This is a genomic window from Microbacterium aurantiacum (assembly GCF_040532595.1).
GTDB lineage: Bacteria > Actinomycetota > Actinomycetes > Actinomycetales > Microbacteriaceae > Microbacterium > Microbacterium chocolatum_B.
Window position 1 is genome coordinate 417,418 of sequence record NZ_JBEVYX010000001.1, and the last position, 16,150, is coordinate 433,567.

Annotated in this window: 17 protein-coding genes and 1 tRNA gene; 6 read left to right on the forward strand and 12 right to left on the reverse strand. The window is 72.3% G+C overall.

Annotation, left to right across the window (positions count from 1 at the left end; all coding sequences use genetic code 11):
* The first annotated feature begins 7 nt into the window (after positions 1-7).
* The 4 genes from ABXJ56_RS02080 to ABXJ56_RS02095 all read left to right on the forward strand — a co-directional run bounded on the left by ABXJ56_RS02080 (position 8) and on the right by ABXJ56_RS02095 (position 4,741).
* Positions 8-1,006 (forward strand): AAA family ATPase, encoded by a 999-nt coding sequence (locus ABXJ56_RS02080; RefSeq protein WP_435404983.1) that lies wholly within the window; start codon positions 8-10, stop codon positions 1,004-1,006.
* A complete protein-coding gene (locus ABXJ56_RS02085) occupies positions 1,006-2,298 on the forward strand; it encodes a DUF58 domain-containing protein (RefSeq protein ID WP_353998081.1) in 1,293 nt (430 codons plus the stop codon). Before ABXJ56_RS02080 ends, ABXJ56_RS02085 begins: the two co-directional genes overlap by 1 nt.
* Positions 2,285-4,627 carry a DUF3488 and transglutaminase-like domain-containing protein gene (locus ABXJ56_RS02090; protein WP_353998082.1) on the forward strand — a complete coding sequence of 781 codons (2,343 nt, stop codon included), beginning with the start codon at positions 2,285-2,287 and terminating at the stop codon, positions 4,625-4,627. Before ABXJ56_RS02085 ends, ABXJ56_RS02090 begins: the two co-directional genes overlap by 14 nt.
* 26 nt (positions 4,628-4,653) lie before the next feature.
* Positions 4,654-4,741, forward strand: a tRNA-Ser gene (locus ABXJ56_RS02095).
* A 316-nt stretch (positions 4,742-5,057) separates the two neighbouring features.
* Here the strand turns inward: ABXJ56_RS02095 and ABXJ56_RS02100 are convergent.
* The 11 genes from ABXJ56_RS02100 to ABXJ56_RS02150 form a co-directional block, all read right to left on the reverse strand.
* Positions 5,058-5,546: a DUF6611 family protein gene (locus ABXJ56_RS02100; protein WP_353998083.1), complete on the reverse strand. Its 489-nt coding sequence runs from the start codon at positions 5,544-5,546 to the stop codon at positions 5,058-5,060.
* A 5-nt stretch (positions 5,547-5,551) separates the two neighbouring features.
* Entirely contained in the window at positions 5,552-5,911 is a 360-nt protein-coding gene (locus ABXJ56_RS02105) for a cation:proton antiporter (RefSeq protein ID WP_353998084.1), read from the reverse strand.
* Positions 5,908-6,165 carry a monovalent cation/H+ antiporter complex subunit F gene (locus tag ABXJ56_RS02110; RefSeq protein ID WP_053547851.1) on the reverse strand — a complete coding sequence of 86 codons (258 nt, stop codon included), beginning with the start codon at positions 6,163-6,165 and terminating at the stop codon, positions 5,908-5,910. The genes ABXJ56_RS02105 and ABXJ56_RS02110 overlap by 4 nt, the downstream gene beginning before the upstream one ends.
* Positions 6,162-6,536 carry a Na+/H+ antiporter subunit E gene (locus ABXJ56_RS02115; protein ID WP_353998085.1) on the reverse strand — a complete coding sequence of 125 codons (375 nt, stop codon included), beginning with the start codon at positions 6,534-6,536 and terminating at the stop codon, positions 6,162-6,164. The genes ABXJ56_RS02110 and ABXJ56_RS02115 overlap by 4 nt, the downstream gene beginning before the upstream one ends.
* Positions 6,533-8,080 (reverse strand): monovalent cation/H+ antiporter subunit D family protein, encoded by a 1,548-nt coding sequence (locus ABXJ56_RS02120; RefSeq protein WP_353998086.1) that lies wholly within the window; start codon positions 8,078-8,080, stop codon positions 6,533-6,535. The genes ABXJ56_RS02115 and ABXJ56_RS02120 overlap by 4 nt, the downstream gene beginning before the upstream one ends.
* A complete protein-coding gene (locus tag ABXJ56_RS02125) occupies positions 8,077-8,475 on the reverse strand; it encodes a cation:proton antiporter subunit C (RefSeq protein ID WP_353998087.1) in 399 nt (132 codons plus the stop codon). The genes ABXJ56_RS02120 and ABXJ56_RS02125 overlap by 4 nt, the downstream gene beginning before the upstream one ends.
* Positions 8,472-11,264, reverse strand: a complete 2,793-nt coding sequence (locus tag ABXJ56_RS02130) for a DUF4040 family protein (RefSeq protein ID WP_353998088.1) — start codon at positions 11,262-11,264, stop codon at positions 8,472-8,474. Before ABXJ56_RS02130 ends, ABXJ56_RS02125 begins: the two co-directional genes overlap by 4 nt.
* A gap of 79 nt (positions 11,265-11,343) precedes the next feature.
* Positions 11,344-11,481 carry a hypothetical protein gene (locus tag ABXJ56_RS02135; RefSeq protein ID WP_353998089.1) on the reverse strand — a complete coding sequence of 46 codons (138 nt, stop codon included), beginning with the start codon at positions 11,479-11,481 and terminating at the stop codon, positions 11,344-11,346.
* 39 nt (positions 11,482-11,520) lie between these two features.
* Positions 11,521-12,186, reverse strand: coding sequence for an arsenate reductase ArsC (locus tag ABXJ56_RS02140; RefSeq protein WP_353998090.1), 666 nt, complete (start codon positions 12,184-12,186; stop codon positions 11,521-11,523).
* Complete coding sequence (locus ABXJ56_RS02145) at positions 12,186-12,599, reverse strand: arsenate reductase ArsC (RefSeq protein ID WP_353998091.1); 414 nt, start codon at positions 12,597-12,599, stop codon at positions 12,186-12,188. Before ABXJ56_RS02145 ends, ABXJ56_RS02140 begins: the two co-directional genes overlap by 1 nt.
* Positions 12,600-12,634: 35 nt before the next feature.
* Positions 12,635-13,558 carry a metalloregulator ArsR/SmtB family transcription factor gene (locus tag ABXJ56_RS02150; RefSeq protein WP_353998092.1) on the reverse strand — a complete coding sequence of 308 codons (924 nt, stop codon included), beginning with the start codon at positions 13,556-13,558 and terminating at the stop codon, positions 12,635-12,637.
* A 74-nt stretch (positions 13,559-13,632) separates the two neighbouring features.
* Between ABXJ56_RS02150 and ABXJ56_RS02155 the strand changes: the two genes are divergently transcribed.
* Both ABXJ56_RS02155 and ABXJ56_RS02160 read left to right on the forward strand, forming a co-directional pair.
* Positions 13,633-14,346 (forward strand): MIP/aquaporin family protein, encoded by a 714-nt coding sequence (locus ABXJ56_RS02155; protein ID WP_353998093.1) that lies wholly within the window; start codon positions 13,633-13,635, stop codon positions 14,344-14,346.
* Entirely contained in the window at positions 14,343-14,738 is a 396-nt protein-coding gene (locus ABXJ56_RS02160) for a low molecular weight phosphatase family protein (RefSeq protein WP_353998094.1), read from the forward strand. The genes ABXJ56_RS02155 and ABXJ56_RS02160 overlap by 4 nt, the downstream gene beginning before the upstream one ends.
* A gap of 13 nt (positions 14,739-14,751) precedes the next feature.
* On the opposite strand, the gene ABXJ56_RS02165 is transcribed toward ABXJ56_RS02160, so the two are convergent.
* Positions 14,752-16,116, reverse strand: coding sequence for an NAD(P)-binding domain-containing protein (locus tag ABXJ56_RS02165; RefSeq protein ID WP_353998095.1), 1,365 nt, complete (start codon positions 16,114-16,116; stop codon positions 14,752-14,754).
* Between the last annotated feature and the right edge of the window lie 34 nt (positions 16,117-16,150).

A 16,150-nucleotide genomic window follows, 5' to 3' on the forward strand; every position in this document is an offset into this window, starting at 1 on the left:
GACCGACATCGCCCCCGCTCCCACGCGGCGCCGCGGAGAGGACGCCCCCGACTTCGCGGCCCTCACCGGCGCCGTGCTGACCTCCATCGGCTCGGTCATCGACGGCAAGCCCGACGCGATCCGCAGTGCTCTGGTGTGCCTCCTCGCCGAGGGGCACCTCCTCATCGAGGACGTGCCGGGCGTCGGGAAGACGATGCTCGCCCGCGCGCTCGGCGCATCGGTCGACGCGAGCGTGCGCCGCATCCAGTTCACCCCCGACCTCCTTCCCGGCGACGTGACCGGCGTGAGCGTGTTCAACCCGGTCGAGCGGGAGTTCGAGTTCAAGTCCGGCGCGATCTTCGCCAACATCGTCATCGCCGACGAGATCAACCGCTCGTCGCCGAAGACGCAGTCGGCGCTCCTCGAGGCGATGGAGGAGCAGCAGGTCACCGTCGACGGACGCACGCACCGCCTCCCCTCCCCCTTCCTCGTCGTCGCGACGCAGAATCCGCTCGAGATGGAGGGCACCTACGCCCTCCCCGAGGCGCAGCGCGACCGTTTCATGATGCGCATCTCCATGGGGTACCCGGATGCCCGGGCCGAAGCGCTCATGCTCCGCCAGCGCGAGACCACCAACCCGCTGGATGCGCTGACCCCCGTCGTGACGTCGCGGCAGGTCGAGGGCCTCATCGCCGCGGCGCGCGCGGTGCACGTCGCCCCGGCCCTCGAGGACTACGCGGTCGCCCTCGCGCAGGCGACCCGCAGCCACGGCGACCTGCGCCTGGGGGCGAGCCCCCGCGCGACGCTCCAGCTCGTGCGCGCCGCGAAGGTCTGGGCGGCCCTCGACGGCCGCGACTTCGTGATCCCGGACGACATCACCGCGCTCCTCGGTCCGGTCTTCGCCCACCGGCTCCTCCCGACCCGGGCGGCCGGCGGTGCGCGGGCGAGCGGCGCGGCCGACGCGGTGGCCGCCATCCTCGACCGGATCGCGGCGAGCGTGCGGGTGCCGATCGCCGCCCGCGCCTGATGGTGCTCCCCGCGGCATCCGTCGTCCCGGCCCGCGCGCGGCGGGCGTGGCCGCTGACCGTCCGCGGAACGGGGGCGGTCGTCCTCGCCGTCGCGTGCATCGTGCTCGCGCACGAATCGGGGATCGTGGAACTGCTCTACTTCGGCATCCTGCTCGGTGCGATGCCGGCGCTCGGCTTCCTGTCCCTGCTCCTCGTGCGGCGCACCGAGCCCGCGCGGCGGGTCGTCGACCCCGAGACGGTCACGGTGGGGCGTCCGAGTCGCGTGCGCGTGCGGGTGGGGATGCGGAGCCTCCTGCCCGTGCCTCCCGGAACGTGGTCCGACGACCTCGGCGACGGTCTCGACGGCACGGCCGCCGGCGTCCTCCCGGCCTTCGCGTCGGGCCTTCGGGGCAGCACCTCGGAAGAGCGGGCGATCGACTTCGTCTACACCGTCACCGGCAGCCGCCGCGGCGTGCACGAGCTCGGGCCGCTCACGGTGACCCTCACCGACCCGTTCGGGCTGGTGCGTCGGCGCGTGCGCTTCGCCTCCCGCACCGAGGTGACGGTCGCCCCCGCGATCGTCGACCTCACCGGGCTCACCGATGCGCCGGGCGAATCCGGCGGCACCCTGCACGCCACGACCGACCGTCTGGGGCAGGGCGCGGACAATCTCGTCGCACGGCCCTACGCGCCGGGCGACTCGATGCGCCGCATCCACTGGCGGGCGACCGCCCACCGCGACCAGCTCATGGTCCGCCAGGAGGAGAGCGAGTCCACTCCGGAAGCCTCCGTCGTGCTCGACCGCGGCGCCCCGCGGTGGAGCGTGGCGGCGCAGGATCTCGCCGGAGAGGATGCCGCGTTCGACGCCGCCGTGTCGGCATGCGTCTCGGCCACCGCGCGCCTCGTCCGCGACGGGTACGCCGTGGAGGTCGTCGATGAGGAGGGCGGAATCCTCGCCGAGCGCATCGACAGCGGCGACAGCGCGGAGGTGGAGGAGCTGCGCACCCGTCTCGCGCTCATCACCGCGCACCGCGATTCCGCGCTCGCCGCTCTCACCCGGCAGTTCGCGAACACGTCGACCGGACCGGTGGTGGTCATCACCGGTCGCCTGGGCCCCGGGGATGCCGCCGCGCTCGCGCCGCTCGCGTCGCGCAGCGCCCTGCCGCTGCTCCTGTGCACCGAGCCGTTCGGCGACGCGGTCGAGCACGCGGCATCCGCCGGCTGGCGTGTCGGGGTCATCGGGCACGACGGCGACGTCGCCGCGGCGTGGGCGGACGCCGGTCGAAGGGGGACGCGCCATGTCGCGCACTGAGACGGCGGAGCGGCCGGCTCCGACGACGGGCGGGCAGGCGGAGTCGCCGCGGGGGCGGGTCGCCGACCGCCGACGCCGGCGCCCGGGCCTCATCACACTGGGACTTGCGGCCCTCGGCACCCTCGTCGCCGCGCTCATCCCCGTACTCCGGGTCGTCGAGATGGGCGCGTGGTTCCTGGGCGCGGCCGCCCTCGCCGCCGGCATCCTGGGCACCGGAGTCCTCGTGCGGCGCACCGGGATCGCCCCCGCGTGGGCGAGTCTCGCGGGCGCGGTCGTGTGGGTGATGTTCCTCACGGGCGTCTTCCTCGGCGACACGGCACTGCTCTGGGTGATCCCGACGCCGGCCACGATCGATGCCGCGGCTCTCGTGATCCCCGCCGCGATGGACGAGATCGTCCGCGGCTCCGCTCCGCTGAACGCCACGTTCGCGCTGTCGTTCGTGATCGTCGGCGCGATGGGACTCCTCGCCCTCATCACCGACCACGTCGTGCTCACCGCGCGGATGCCGCTCCTCGCCTCGATCGGGATCGTCGCCGTCTCGCTCATCCCGGCGATCGCCGTCCCCGGCCGCGTCGACGTCACGGCATTCGTCGTCCTGGCCGCGATGATCCTCTTCCTCCTCCGCGCCGAGACCCGCGCGCGCGAGCTTCCGCTCGTCCGCGCCTCCGAACGTCGTGCGGGGGTCCCCGCGACGGCGCTCGGCATCGCCGCGGTCGGACTCGTCGTGGCGGTGGCGGCGACCCCCCTCCTCCCGCAGCCGCGGGCCGCCGTGGCCACCGGGAGCGGGTTCGGGCCCGGCATCGACGCCACTCTCGCCCTCGGCGACGACCTGCGCCGTCCCGCCGACGTCGAGGTCCTGCAGGTGCGCAGCGACGCGTCCGTGCCGCCGTATCTCCGGGCCACGACCCTGTCGACGTTCGAAGGCGACGAATGGGAGCCGGACCGGGTGCGCACCGTCCCCCTCGAGGAGGAGGGGGCGCTCGGCGCGGTGTCCGTGGCGGAGGATGTCGCGCTCGCCTCCACCGCGACCACCGTGGACGTCGTGAACCTGAACTCGGTCTGGCTCCCCGTTCCGTGGCCCGCGGTCGGGGTCGAGGGTCTCGACGGCGACTGGGCGGCCGCTCCCGCCAACCGCACGGTGATCGCCCAGTCAGGCGGATCGCAGGGGCAGGAGTACACGGTGCTCGCCGATGTGCCCCGCCCGACCCTTGAGCAGGCCCGGGCCGTCCCCGCCGCCGGCACCGAGGACGAGGAGCTCCGCGCCCTCCCCGCCGACATCCCCGAGATCATCTCGGCGCTCGCGCAGGAGGTCACCGCCGAGGCCGCCACCGACTACGACCGTCTCATCGCGCTGCAGCGCTGGTTCCGCGGCGGCGACTTCGCCTACTCGCTGGATGCCCCCGTGGAGGAGGGATTCGACGGCAGCGGCGCCGAGGCCGTGGCCGAGTTCCTCGAGCAGCGCGAGGGCTACTGCGTGCACTTCGCGTCGGCCTTCGCCCTCATGGCCCGGACGATGGACATGCCCAGCCGTATCGTCATCGGGTACCTCCCCGGCACGGCGAACGGCGACGTCATCGACGCGCAGACGGTGTACTCCGTGACGAGCAACCAGCTGCATGCCTGGCCGGAGGTCCACTTCGAGGGGATCGGCTGGATCCCCTTCGAGCCGACGGCGAGCCTCGGCGTCCCGACGGGGTTCTCCTCGGGCACCGGCATCCCCGGATCTGTCACCGAGAATCAGGCCGACACCGATCCGCAGGCTCCGGACGCGACACCGGGCGCTCCCGTGGACGTCGACGATCCGGCCGAGTCGGATGCCCTCTTTCCCGGCACCGCAGCCGGTGATGCCGGTGAGAACCCGCTTCCCACGATCGGCGCCGTGCTGCTGGTCCTCGGGTTCCTCGCCCTGCCCGCCCTCGTGCACCGCGTGCGACTCGGCCGGCAGCGTGCACTCGCCGAGGGCGGCGACGTCTCGGCGGCATGGGCGATGGTGCAGGATGCCGCGATCGACGTCGGCATCGGCATCCCGACGAGCGAGAGTCCTCGGTCGTTCGCCGCGCGCCTGCGGGACGCGCACGGCGCGCCGGCCGACGCGACCACCGCACTCGCGACGGAGATGGAGCGGGCCAGCTACGCGCCGCCGGGGACGCGGAACCCCGGTGCGGGAGCGATCGCGGTGCGGGCCGCGGACGACGTGCGGCGCGCGGTGCGGGCGTCGGCGTCGCCGGCGCGAAGGGTGCTCGCCGCGGTCGTGCCGCGCTCGCTGCTCGTGCGGCCGGGAAGCGCCTACGCGCCCCCGCGGTCGAAGGACCCCCTCGCGGCACGGTAGGATGGACGACGGCCCTCCGGGGCCCTGGAGGATTCGCCTAGTGGCCTATGGCGCACGCTTGGAAAGCGTGTTGGGTGCAAGCCCTCAGGGGTTCGAATCCCCTATCCTCCGCCACATTCCCCGCTGTTGAGTCGTCCTCCACCGAACGCTCGCACAGCTCAGTGCGCGTTGCGCGCGGGCCGAACTCCTCAGAAACGCGTTGCGGGAGCGCACCCCACCCCGCACCGGCCCTCCCGACCCCCGAAACTGAGGAGTTCGGTTCGGTCCCGCGTGCCCCCCGACGCAGCGGCTACGGCCCGGGTCACCCGGGACAGCGCGGGCCGAACTCCTCAGAAACGGGTCGCGGGAGCGCTCCCCACCCCGCACCGGCCCTCCCGACCCCCGAAACTGAGGAGTTCGGCCCGCGGGGCGGGGTCGAAGCGGGCCGAGGTCAGGCGTACTCGGCGGCCCAGCGCGCGGCGAACTGGCGCGGTGAGATCGCCCCGGCATCGAGGCGCTCCTCCCCCTCGCGCAGACGCACCCAGCACTCGAGGGTGCGCACGTACCGCGGGTCGGGTTCGGCGTCGCGCGGCCGCCGCGTGCCGGCGAGGGTCTTGGTCCGCGCGCGCACGTCGGCGGTGATCGCCCGCAGGGTGGCAGCGGCGACGACGACCGCGACGAGCTTGATCGCGAACACCGCGGGCCAGCTCATCGGCACCACGGATGCCGTGAGCAGGCCGGTCAGCGCCGCCGCCACCAGCCCGAAGGCGATCCAGTGCCGGGCGACGTGCAGGAACCCGCGCACGAGCGGCGGGGTGCTCGGCGGATAGATGTGCACCTCGACCGTGTGGGCGCCGTAGCGGGAGAAGCGCGAGGTCGCGTACCCCCAGCGGTGGCGTCCCACCAGGAGCACGCGGACCCGTCGAGCGGCATCCCGCACCGCGATCATCTCGGCGCGCCGCTCCCGTCGGTCGCGTCCTCGTCCGGCGTGAGCTCGTCGTAGCCGAGCCGCCGGCGCGGCGAGCGCGAGAGGTACGCCGCCCGTGCGATGGCGATGCTCCCGACCGCGGAGGTGGTGAGCTGCATCGCGATCGCGAGGACGACCTTCACGAGGTCGGGCACCGACGGCTGCACGAGGAAGGCCCCGCCCACCACGAGCGCGATGCCGAGCCCCCCGGCGGTGCCGACAGCCGAGACCCGCGTGAAGGCGTCCGGAAAGCGCATGACGCCGAGCGCCGCCGTGGCGAAGACGAGGGCTCCGAGGACGACGAAGACGTTGCCGAGAACGGCCAGGATCTCGCTCATCGCTTCCCCCTCGTCAGCGCCCGGGCGAGCGAGAGGGCGGCGAGGAAGCCGACCACCGTCGCTACGAGCACGATGTCGAACGCGTACGTGGCCGCCACCCGTACGCCGATGACCGCGATCAGCCCGACGGCGCCGAAGAGCAGAAGGTCGGCGGCGACGACGCGGTCCGCGTCGTCGGGACCGGTCAGCATCCGGTACGTCGTCACGAGCATGGACAGGGCCAGGATGCCGATGGCGATGTCGAGGCCGATCATCGGGGGTCCCCCTTCCGACGGAGGGCGCGCAGGAGGTGATCCTCGATCCGACCGACCTCGGCGCGCAGGGCGTCCGGGCCGTCGGAGTACATTCCGTGCACGAAGAGCACGCGCGCGTGGGTGCGGGGCTCGATCGTCGTGCCGAGGGTGAGGGTGCCGGGGGTCAGGGTGACCAGCGCCGCCAGCGCGGTGAGCTCGACGTCGGTGGCGCACCGCGTGGGAACCCGCGCGATGCCCGGCGCGGAATCCTGCCCGGGCGTCAGGTTGTCGCGGAGGACGGCGATGTTGGCGACGATGACCTCCTTGGTGAACCACGCCACGAATCCGAGGAGGCGGAAGGGCCACGTGAGCCAGGTGGTGAGCTGCGTCATGATCCGAGCACCGCCTCGACGTAGGAGGAGGTGTCGAGCAGGCCGTCCGCGGCGATCTGCGCGAGCCCGAGGAGCAGTTCCGCTCCGAGCCCGAGTCCGAGGGTGATGACGGCGAGCACGATGGCCGGAGCCGCGAGCGACGCGCCGATGCGGGGCCGGGTACGGGTGCGTGTGTCGACGCCCCCACCGGACGCGGATGCCGTGGCATCCGGAGCCGCGTCGATCGACGCGTCGGCCTCCTTGGCGCGCGAGCCCCAGAACATCCCCGACCAGATCTTCAGCATGGACAGGAGGGTCACCAGGCTCACGAGGATCATCACGACGACCGCCACGATCTCGCCGGCATCCTGCGCGGCGACGATGAGGGAGAGCTTCGCGACGAACCCGGAGAAGGGCGGGAGCCCCGCCAGCGACAGAGCAGCGACGAAGAACGCCGCGGCGATGAGCGGCTCGGTCTTGGCCACGCCCCGGAACGCGCCGAGCTTGTCGGTGCCGTAGCGGACCTCCACCGCGCCGGTCGAGAGGAACAGCGACGCCTTCACGATCATGTGGTGCAGGAGGTAGAAGATGCCCGCGACGAGACCGAGCGGGGTGAACAGCGCGACCCCGAGGAGGATGTAGCCGATCTGACTGACCATGTGGAACGCCAGGATCGACCGACTGGTGTTCTCCCCCACCGCCCCGAGCACGCCGACGACCATGGTCACGGCGAACACCGCGATCCCGATCCAGAGGAATCGCGGGTCGCCGTCGAAGACGACCGCGTACACGCGGTAGATGGCGAAGATCGCGACCTTGGTGTGCAGCCCCGAGAAGAGGGCGGTGATCGCCGGCGAGGTCGTGGGGTAGGCGCGGGCGAGCCAACCGTGCACCGGCACTACGGCGGCCTTGATCCCGAGCGCGAACAGACACACGGCGGTGGCGATGGCGACGGTCTCGTCGGCGGCGGCCATGCCCGACAGCTCCGCGATGTTCACGGTGCCGGCGGTGCCGTACAGGAACCCGACGCCGATGAGGAACACGGTCGAGGTGAGCAGGTTGATCGTCACGTACAGGCGCGCGCCGGCGATCCGACGGATCGGCGCGCGGTCGGGCGCCGCCAGCAGGAACAGCCCGTACGAGGGCAGGAGCATGACCTCGATGAAGACGAAGAGGTTGAACAGGTCAGCCGTCAGCAGCGCGCCGTTCACACCGGCGAGGAGCACCAGCAGCATCGGAGCGAAGAATCGCGACTGCGCGCGGCCGGACGCGACGGCGAACCACGCGCACGTGAGCGACAGGATGCCGGTGACGGTGAGCATGAGGGCCGTGAACATGTCGGCGGCGAAGGGGATCGCGATTCCCGCGACCCATCCGCCGACACCGTGCGCGATCGCGCCGCCGTCGAGGAAGTCGAGGATGAGCAGGATGCCGCCCGCCGTCGAGGCGGCGATCGTCACCATCATCACGATGACGTGGATGTGACGACGGGTCGGGGTGAAGGCGAGGACGCCGGCGATGATCATCGGCAGGCCGGCGAAAAGCGGAAGAAGGGCGGCGCTCACGAGGTGATCCCCTTCTCGGCGGCGACGACCTCGTCCGGGTGCACGCCGTCGTCCTCCGCCACGGAGTCGCCATCCTCGTCCGGCTCGGTGCCGTCGGAGGTGTCGTCGTCGTTCCGACCGGTGACGGCGAGGACGAGCATGAAGATCGTGATGGAGAACGCGATCACGATCGCGGTCAGCACGAACGCCTGCGGCAGCGGATCGGCGATCGTGCTCGGGTCCGCCGGGGTGCCGAACGGCTCGCCGCGACGCGCGGTGCCGCCCGCGGCCAGCAGGACGAGGTTCGCGGCGTTGCCGAGCAGGATGAAGCCGAGGATCACCCGCAGCATCTCGCGCTGCAGGAAGAGGTAGACGGCGCCGGCGACGAGGATGCCGGCGGTGAGGGCGACGGTCATCGCGAGGCCACCTTTCTCGAGTCGCGGTCGGGTTTCACAGCATCACCGGGTCTCGGATCGGAGTCGGATCCGCCCTCCTCACGCTCGGTGTGGTGCTGTCGACCGAGGAGGTTCAGCGCGGTCAGCACGACGCCGACGACGGCGAGGTAGACGCCCACGTCGAACACGAGCGCGGTGGTCAGCTTCGTCCCGAGGATGTCGACGCTCAGCGGCCGGAGGAATGAGCCGTCGAAGTACCCGAGCAGACCCGTTCCCGTGCCGATCACGATGCCCGCCCCGATGAGGGCGAGGAACGGCCAGCGGATCCGCGCGGCCGACTCGCTCGGGGCGGCGAGGTAGAGCAGCGCGAATCCGGCACCGCCGATCAGGGCGGCGATGAACCCGCCGCCCGGCTCCTGGTGGCCCCGGACGAGGAGGATGACGGAGAGGAGCACGATCGCCGGCACCAGGACGCGCGCGACGGTGCGGACGAAGACGCTGTTGTGCGCGGCATCCGACAGCGGGGTGCCGCGCAGGAGCCGGGACGACCGCACGGGGGTCGGCCGGCGCGAGTAGAGCAGCGCGGCGATGGCGATGCCCGCGGCCCCGAGCACCGTGAGCTCGCCGAGGGTGTCGAACGCGCGGAAGTCCACCAGGATCGTGTTGACGATGTTCGCCCCGCCGGTGAGCGTCTCCCCCTCGCTGAGGTAGAACTCCGCCGCCGGCGACATCTCGCGACGCCCGGTGAGCGCCCAGACACCCAGGGTCGTGGCGGCTCCCGCACCGAGGGCGAGGGCTGCGGGGAGGATCCGACGGCGCTTCGCCCGCGACGGCGCGAATTCGCGCGGGAGGCGGCGCAGCAGCAGCACCATGACGCAGACGGTGAGGATCTCGACGAGCAGCTGGGTCATCGCGACGTCGGCGGCCCCGAGGACGAAGAACCACACCGTCATGCTGGTCCCCACCACACCGGTCACCACGACCGCGGCGATCCGCGTGCGGGCGCGGACCGCGGCGATCGTCCCCGCCGCGACGAGGGCGAGCAGTAGCCAGTCGATCGGCTCGGTCGGGTCGCCGACCACCTCGGGCAGTCGCGGGATCGTGAAGACGCCGACCGCGGCGATCACGATGAGGACGGCGACGGGGATGCCGAGGTGCAGCGCGGGCTTCGTCGTGCCGGTCGTGCGTCCCACCAGCCCGCCGAAGCGGATGATGCCCGCGCGCGTGGCGTCGACGGCGGCCAGCCCCGAGACCGGCGAGCGCAGGCGATCGGTCACGCGCTCCACGCGCGCGCGGCCGACGACCATCGCCGTTCCGAGCGCGATGACGGCGGCCGATACGGCGAGCGGGAGGTTGAACCCGTGCCAGAGCTCGAGATACGCATCCACGGGAGCCCCGACCGACGAGGTCGCGCCTGCGGCGACGAGGTCGTCGAGCAGGAAGGGCAGGATCCCCAGGACGAGACCGGCGGCGGCGAGGAGTCCGGGAGCGCCCCAGAAGAGCGCCGGAGCTTCGGGGATGGCGCGGGGGGCGGTGCGCCCGCCGAGGGCTCCGAGGACGATGCGGCCGGAGTACGCGAAGGTGAACACCGCGGTGAGGGCTCCGACGATCGTGAGCACCACCGGGAACCACACGGGCCCCGGCGCCTCGATGAAGGCCGCGAACATCGACTCCTTGCTGACGAACCCGAGCAGCGGCGGGATGCCGGCCATGGACGCCGCGGCGAGGGCGAGCGCGCCGATGGTGATCGGCATCCGGATTCGGAGGTTCGCCAGCTCGCGGATGTCGCGGGTGCCGGCCTCGTGGTCGATGACCCCGATGAGCATGAAGAGCGCCGCCTTGAACAGGGCGTGGGCGACGGTGTGGACGACGGCGGCGGTGAGGGCTTCGGGGGTGCCGACGCCGATCATGGCGACGAGGAGCCCCAGCTGACTGATCGTGGAGTAGGCGAGGAGCGCCTTCAGATCGGTCTGGCGGAGGGCGGTGACGGCGCCGAAGACGGCCGTGATGAGACCCGAGGTGATGAGGAGCGCCGACCAGACGAGCTCCCCGGCGAGGGCCGGGGAGAACAGCAGGGCGAGGTAGATGCCGGCCTTGACCATCGCCGCGGCGTGCAGGTACGCCGAGACCGGGGTGATGGCGACCATGGAGTCGGGCAGCCACGCCTGGAACGGGAACTGGGCGGACTTGGTGAAGACCGCGCCGGCCAGGAGCAGCGCCACCGGAATGGCGAAGCCCGGCTGTGCCCAGGCGTCGGAGACGAGGACGTCGGTGATCCGGGTCGTGCCCGTCCCCACCCACATCACCACGACCGCGGCGAGGAGGCTCAGGCCCCCGGCGGCGGTGACGAGAAGCGTGCGGATCGCCGGTTCACGCGCGTCCCTGCCGGAGCGGGCGATGAGGAAGAACGAGCAGAGGGTCGTCGCCTCCCACGCCACGAACATCAGCACGAGGTCGTCGGCGAGGACGAGGAGCAGCATCGCGGCGGCGAAGCCGGTCATCAGCACGAAGAACGACGCGTTCGGGCCCTTCGGCAGATAGCGGGCCGAATAGATCAGCACCAGTGCGCCGATCACCAGCACGATCAGCGAGAACAGCAGCGACAGCCCGTCCAGGCGCAGGCCGAACCCGACCCCGAGGGTCGGCATCCACGGCACCCACACCGTTCCGGACCCGAGCGTCGCCAGCATCGCGGCCGCGGCGATCAGGGGAAGTGCGAGCCACCATCCGGCGGCCCGGCCCGCGACGCGCGCGACAGGGGCGGCGACGGCGCACGTGGCGCCGACAAGAATCAGAGATGCCCACAGCATCCGCGTACCTCATCCGTCATGACTTCACCGGTCGGGATGCGGCCATCTCGCCACGCGTGCGATGACCCCGAGCCGGCGCCTACCGGAGGCGGGATGCCGGCGCGCTGCCGGACAGGTTCGCGCCCCAGCGGGAGATGTAGCCGTTGGTGCCCGTGTGCAGCGGAACCGAGAACGCCGGCGCGGGGGCCGGGGTCGTCGTCACACGCAGGAATCGCACCGCGCCATCTTACCGGAGCACGCTGGACGACAGCTCCGATCAGACGCCCGCGGCGACCTCTCCCGGAGCGCCGAGTTCGTCGAGCAGCGTCACGATCCGCGCGCGGATGTCGTCGCGGACGACGCGGACCTCCGCGAGCGAGAGGCCGGCGGGGTCGGTCAGCTCCCAATCCAGGTACCGCTTGCCCGGATACACGGGACACGCGTCTCCGCAGCCCATCGTCACGACCGCGTCGGCGGCGCGCACCACGTCGTCGGTGAGGGGCTTCGGGAACTCCTCGGAGACGTCGATGCCGATCTCGGCGAGCGCCTCTACGACGGTCGGGAGGATCCCCTCCCCCGGCTGCGAGCCCGCCGAGCGGACGTGCACCCGGTCTCCCGCGATGTGGCGCGTGAGCGCCGCGGCCATCTGCGAGCGTCCGGAGTTCTGCACGCAGACGTACAGCACCTCGGGAACCGTCGTGACGATCAGCCCGCGGGACTGCGCGAGAGCGGTGAGCCGGTCGCGCGCGAACTTCTCCGCGAGCGCGGCGAGATGGGTCGAGACCCGCGCGGTGCGCCCGAGGGCCGTGTACGACTCGTAGACGACGCGCTCGACGGTCTCCTCGCTGACCATCCCGGCGAACTGATGGGCCAGGCGCTCCGCCGCGCGGTGGAGGACGGCATCCGGAGACAGGAGCGGCGCCTGCCCGGGCCCGGCGTTCATCAGGCGGTCCGAGCGGGGAGGAGGTCGGCCACGAGCGCCTCGACGCGGCGCCGGATCTCGTCGCGGATGGGCCGGACGGCGTCGATGCCCTGACCGGCCGGGTCGTCGAGCTCCCAGTCCTCGTAGCGCTTGCCGGGGAAGATCGGGCACGCGTCGCCGCACCCCATCGTGATGACGACGTCGGACTCCTTGACGGCCTCGACCGTCAGAACCTTGGGCGTGTTCGCGGCGATGTCGATGCCCTCCTCCGCCATGACCTCGACGGCGACGGGGTTGATCGCGTCCTTCGGCGCAGAACCGGCGGACAGGACCTCGATCTCACCGCGCCCGAGCTCGCGCAGGTAGCCGGCAGCCATCTGGGAGCGTCCGGCGTTGTGGACGCAGACGAAGAGGACGGTGGGGGTGGCGGTCATGAGGTCTCGCTTTCTCTCGAGAAAAGCATAGACCGTCATCTATCAATTGGGTGAACGGCGGGAGAACGATCGGAGAGGAGCTCGCGCACGAGCCCCCGCACCCGCTCCTCGATGTCGTCGCGGATCGCGCGGATGCGCGCCGGAGATGCCCCCACGGGGTCTTCGAGGTCCCAGTCCAGGTATCGGCGCCCCGGGTAGACCGGGCAGGCGTCGCCGCATCCCATAGTGATGACGACATCGGCGGCGCGCACCGCCTCATCGGTGAGAGGCTTGGGGAACTCGCCCTCCAGCGCCACCCCGATCTCATCCAGCGTCATCGCGATCGCCGATCGCACCTCTCCGGAAGGACGGGAGCCGGCGGTCCGGACACGCACGGCGTCCCCCGCCAGCCGCCGGAGGATCGCCCCGGCCATCTGCGAACGGCCCGCGTTCTGGACGCACACGAAGAGCACCGTCGGAACGTCATCCGCGTTCCCGTCGACGGCGTCGCCGACTCGAGCGAGCGCCTCCAGCCGTGATGCGGCGAAGGACGCCGATCGGCTGGCGAGGAGTGGCCGAGACCCCGCGGCGGCGAGCAGATCGTAGCTCTCAGCGACCACGGCGCGCACCGTCTCGGGCGCGAACACCCCCCGGAAGCGCGTGTCGAGATCGCTCGCGATGCGGTCCAGATCGGGCACCGGGGCACCCTCGGCCACCCCGTCCGCCCCGAGGAGCGCGTCGACTCGATCCGCGACCTCCGGCGCGATGGAGTACCAGACGCGCCGTCCGTCCGGCGCGCGGCGCACGATGCCCGCGGAGGCCAGGGCCTTCATGTGATGACTGACGGTGGGCTGCCGGAGGTCGAGCGCACGGGCGAGATCGCCGACGAGCGCACGCCCGTCGGGCGCGGTCCGGATCAGGGCGAGGATGCGCATGCGCGTCGGATCGCCGAGCGCGCGCACCTGCTCGACGGAATCCATAGACGGCAGTCTATCCGCGCCGGAAACATCGACTATGGTCTATGCGTGCCCGATCATCCGTTCCGCGTCCTCGCATGACGCCCTCCGTCCGCGCCCTGATCGGCGAGTTCCTCGGCAGCGCCGGACTCGCCGTCGTCGTCATCGGTTCCGGGATCGCCGCCCAGAGCCTCTCCCCGGGCGACACCGGCCTGCAGCTGCTCGAGAACGCCCTCGCGACGGCGTTCGGACTCACCGTGCTCATCCTCGTCTTCGCCCCGGTGTCCGGCGCGCACTTCAACCCGGTCGTGACCCTGGTCGACATCCTGCTGCACCGCCGGTCGTGGGCGACGGCGGCGGGCTACCTCCCCGCGCAGATCGTCGGCTGCATCACCGGCGCGGTGCTGGCGAACCTCCTGTTCGACGTGCCCGCGATCGCGTGGAGCACGACCGACCGCTCCGCGGTGAACCTCCTGCTGTCGGAGGTCGTGGCGACCGCCGGCCTCATCACCGTCATCTTCGCGCTCGTGCGCACGGGACGCTCGGCGTGGGCTGCGCCTGCGGTCGGCGCCTACATCGGCGGTGCGTACTTCTTCACGTCGTCGACGAGCTTCGCCAACCCGGCCATCACGATCGGGCGCATGTTCAGCGACACGTTCGCCGGCATCGCACCCGCGTCCGCTCCGGCGTTCATCGGGGCGCAGGTGGTCGGCGCCGCCGTCGGACTGCTCGTCGTGCGCCTGCTCTTCCCCGTCGCCGCACCGTCCCCGGTGACGGCCCCATCCGCCGAAACGGAAGCCACCCGGTCATGAGCCGCACACCCGTCGTCCTGTTCATCTGCCAGCACAACGCCGGCCGCTCCCAGCTCGGCGCGGCCCTCCTCGAGCTCGACGGCGGCGAGCAGTTCACCGCTGTCTCGGCCGGGCTGTCCCCCGCGGGCGAGGTCAATGCCGCTGTCGCGGCGAGCGTGGCCGAGCTCGGCCTCGACATCACGGATCGCATGCCGCGCGCCGTCACGGCTCAGGACCTCGAGGATGCCGACGTCGTGGTGCTGATGAAGCCGGGGCTGAGCTTGCCCGCACCGGTGCGCGGAGAGCTGCTCGAGTGGAGCTTCCCCAACCCGGAGGCGTGGGATCTCGATGCCGTTCGCCCCCTTCGCGAGGCGGTCCGAGCACGCATCGGCGCGGAGATCCTGTCGCACTGAGCCCGCGGGCCGCTCACACCTGCGCGGGTGCGCGCCCGATCTGGAGCACACCTGATGCCGCTGCAGCCGGCACCGAGCAGCATCCGCCGCCCCCCTCCGCCGTTGCCGCCGGAGCATCGAACAGCCCTGCCCCGCCGCACACGCCGGTGTCGGGGAGGACGAGGTCCACGCGCCGGGCAGCCGCGCGATCGCCCGCGAGTTCGGCGACGACGCTGCGCACCTGCTCATAGCCGGTGAGCGCGAGGAACGTCGGCGCCCGACCGTACGACTTCGCCCCGACGAGGTAGAAATCGGGTTCGGGCTGAGCGAGATCGGCCGCGCCGGTGGCGGCGACCGAGCCGCAGGAGTGGACGTTGGGGTCGATCTCGGTCGCGATGCGGCGCGGCGCCTGGAGCGTGGGGTCGAGATCCAGGCGCAGCTCGCCGAGAAACGACAGATCGGGTCGGAACCCGGTCAGCACGACGACCCGGTCGGCGGTGAGCGTACGTCCGTCCTCGGCGATGAGCACTGCCCGCTCACCGTCGCGCCCGATGCGTTCGACACGGAACGCCGTGACCAGATCGACGAGCCCGGCGCCGACGGCGTCGCGCGCACGCTCGCCGAGCGCTCCGCGGGCCGGGAGCTCGTCACCGGCGCCACCGCCGTACGCGCCGCCCGCGTCGGCGCGGCGCAGCGCCCAGGTCACACGCGTACCGGGGTCTCGGCGCGCCATCCGCGAAAGGGCGAGGACGGCGGTGATGGCGGAGTGACCGGACCCGATCACCACGGTGTGCCGCCCTTCGAAACCGATGCGATCGCGGAAATCCGGGATCCGGTACGACAGGAGGTCGGCGGCGGCCGCCTCGCCGATCGCCGGCAGACCGTCCGCACCCGCGGGACTGGGCGATGACCACGTCCCGGAGGCATCGACGACCGCGCGGGCGAGGATCCTCTCCTCGGCCCCGTCTGCGGACACCGTGTGGACGACGAACGGCTGGTCGCCGCGACCGGCGTCGACCAGCCGATCTCGGCCGAGGCGGGAGACACCGGTGACGCGCGCGTCGTAGCGGATGCGGGCGGACAGTGCGTCCGCGAGCGGCGCGAGGTAGCCCGAGATCCACTGCGCCCCCGTGGGGTAGCCGGAGGTCGGCGCCTCCCAGCCCCGTGCGGTCAGATGGCGCGCGGCAGCCGCATCGATCAGCTCCGGCCACGCGGAGAAGAGGCGCACGTGCTCCCACTCCGCGACGGCGGACGCGGGGCCCGCGCCCGCCTCGAGCAGGAGGAACGGCACGCCGCGCTCGGTGAGATGAGCGGCGGCGGCGAGCCCCTGGGGTCCCGCGCCGATCACGACGACCGGGAGGGGGGAGGGGTGCGGGTGGGCGTATCGAGCGTCAACCATGCATCGAGGATCATCGATACATCGACAGATGTCA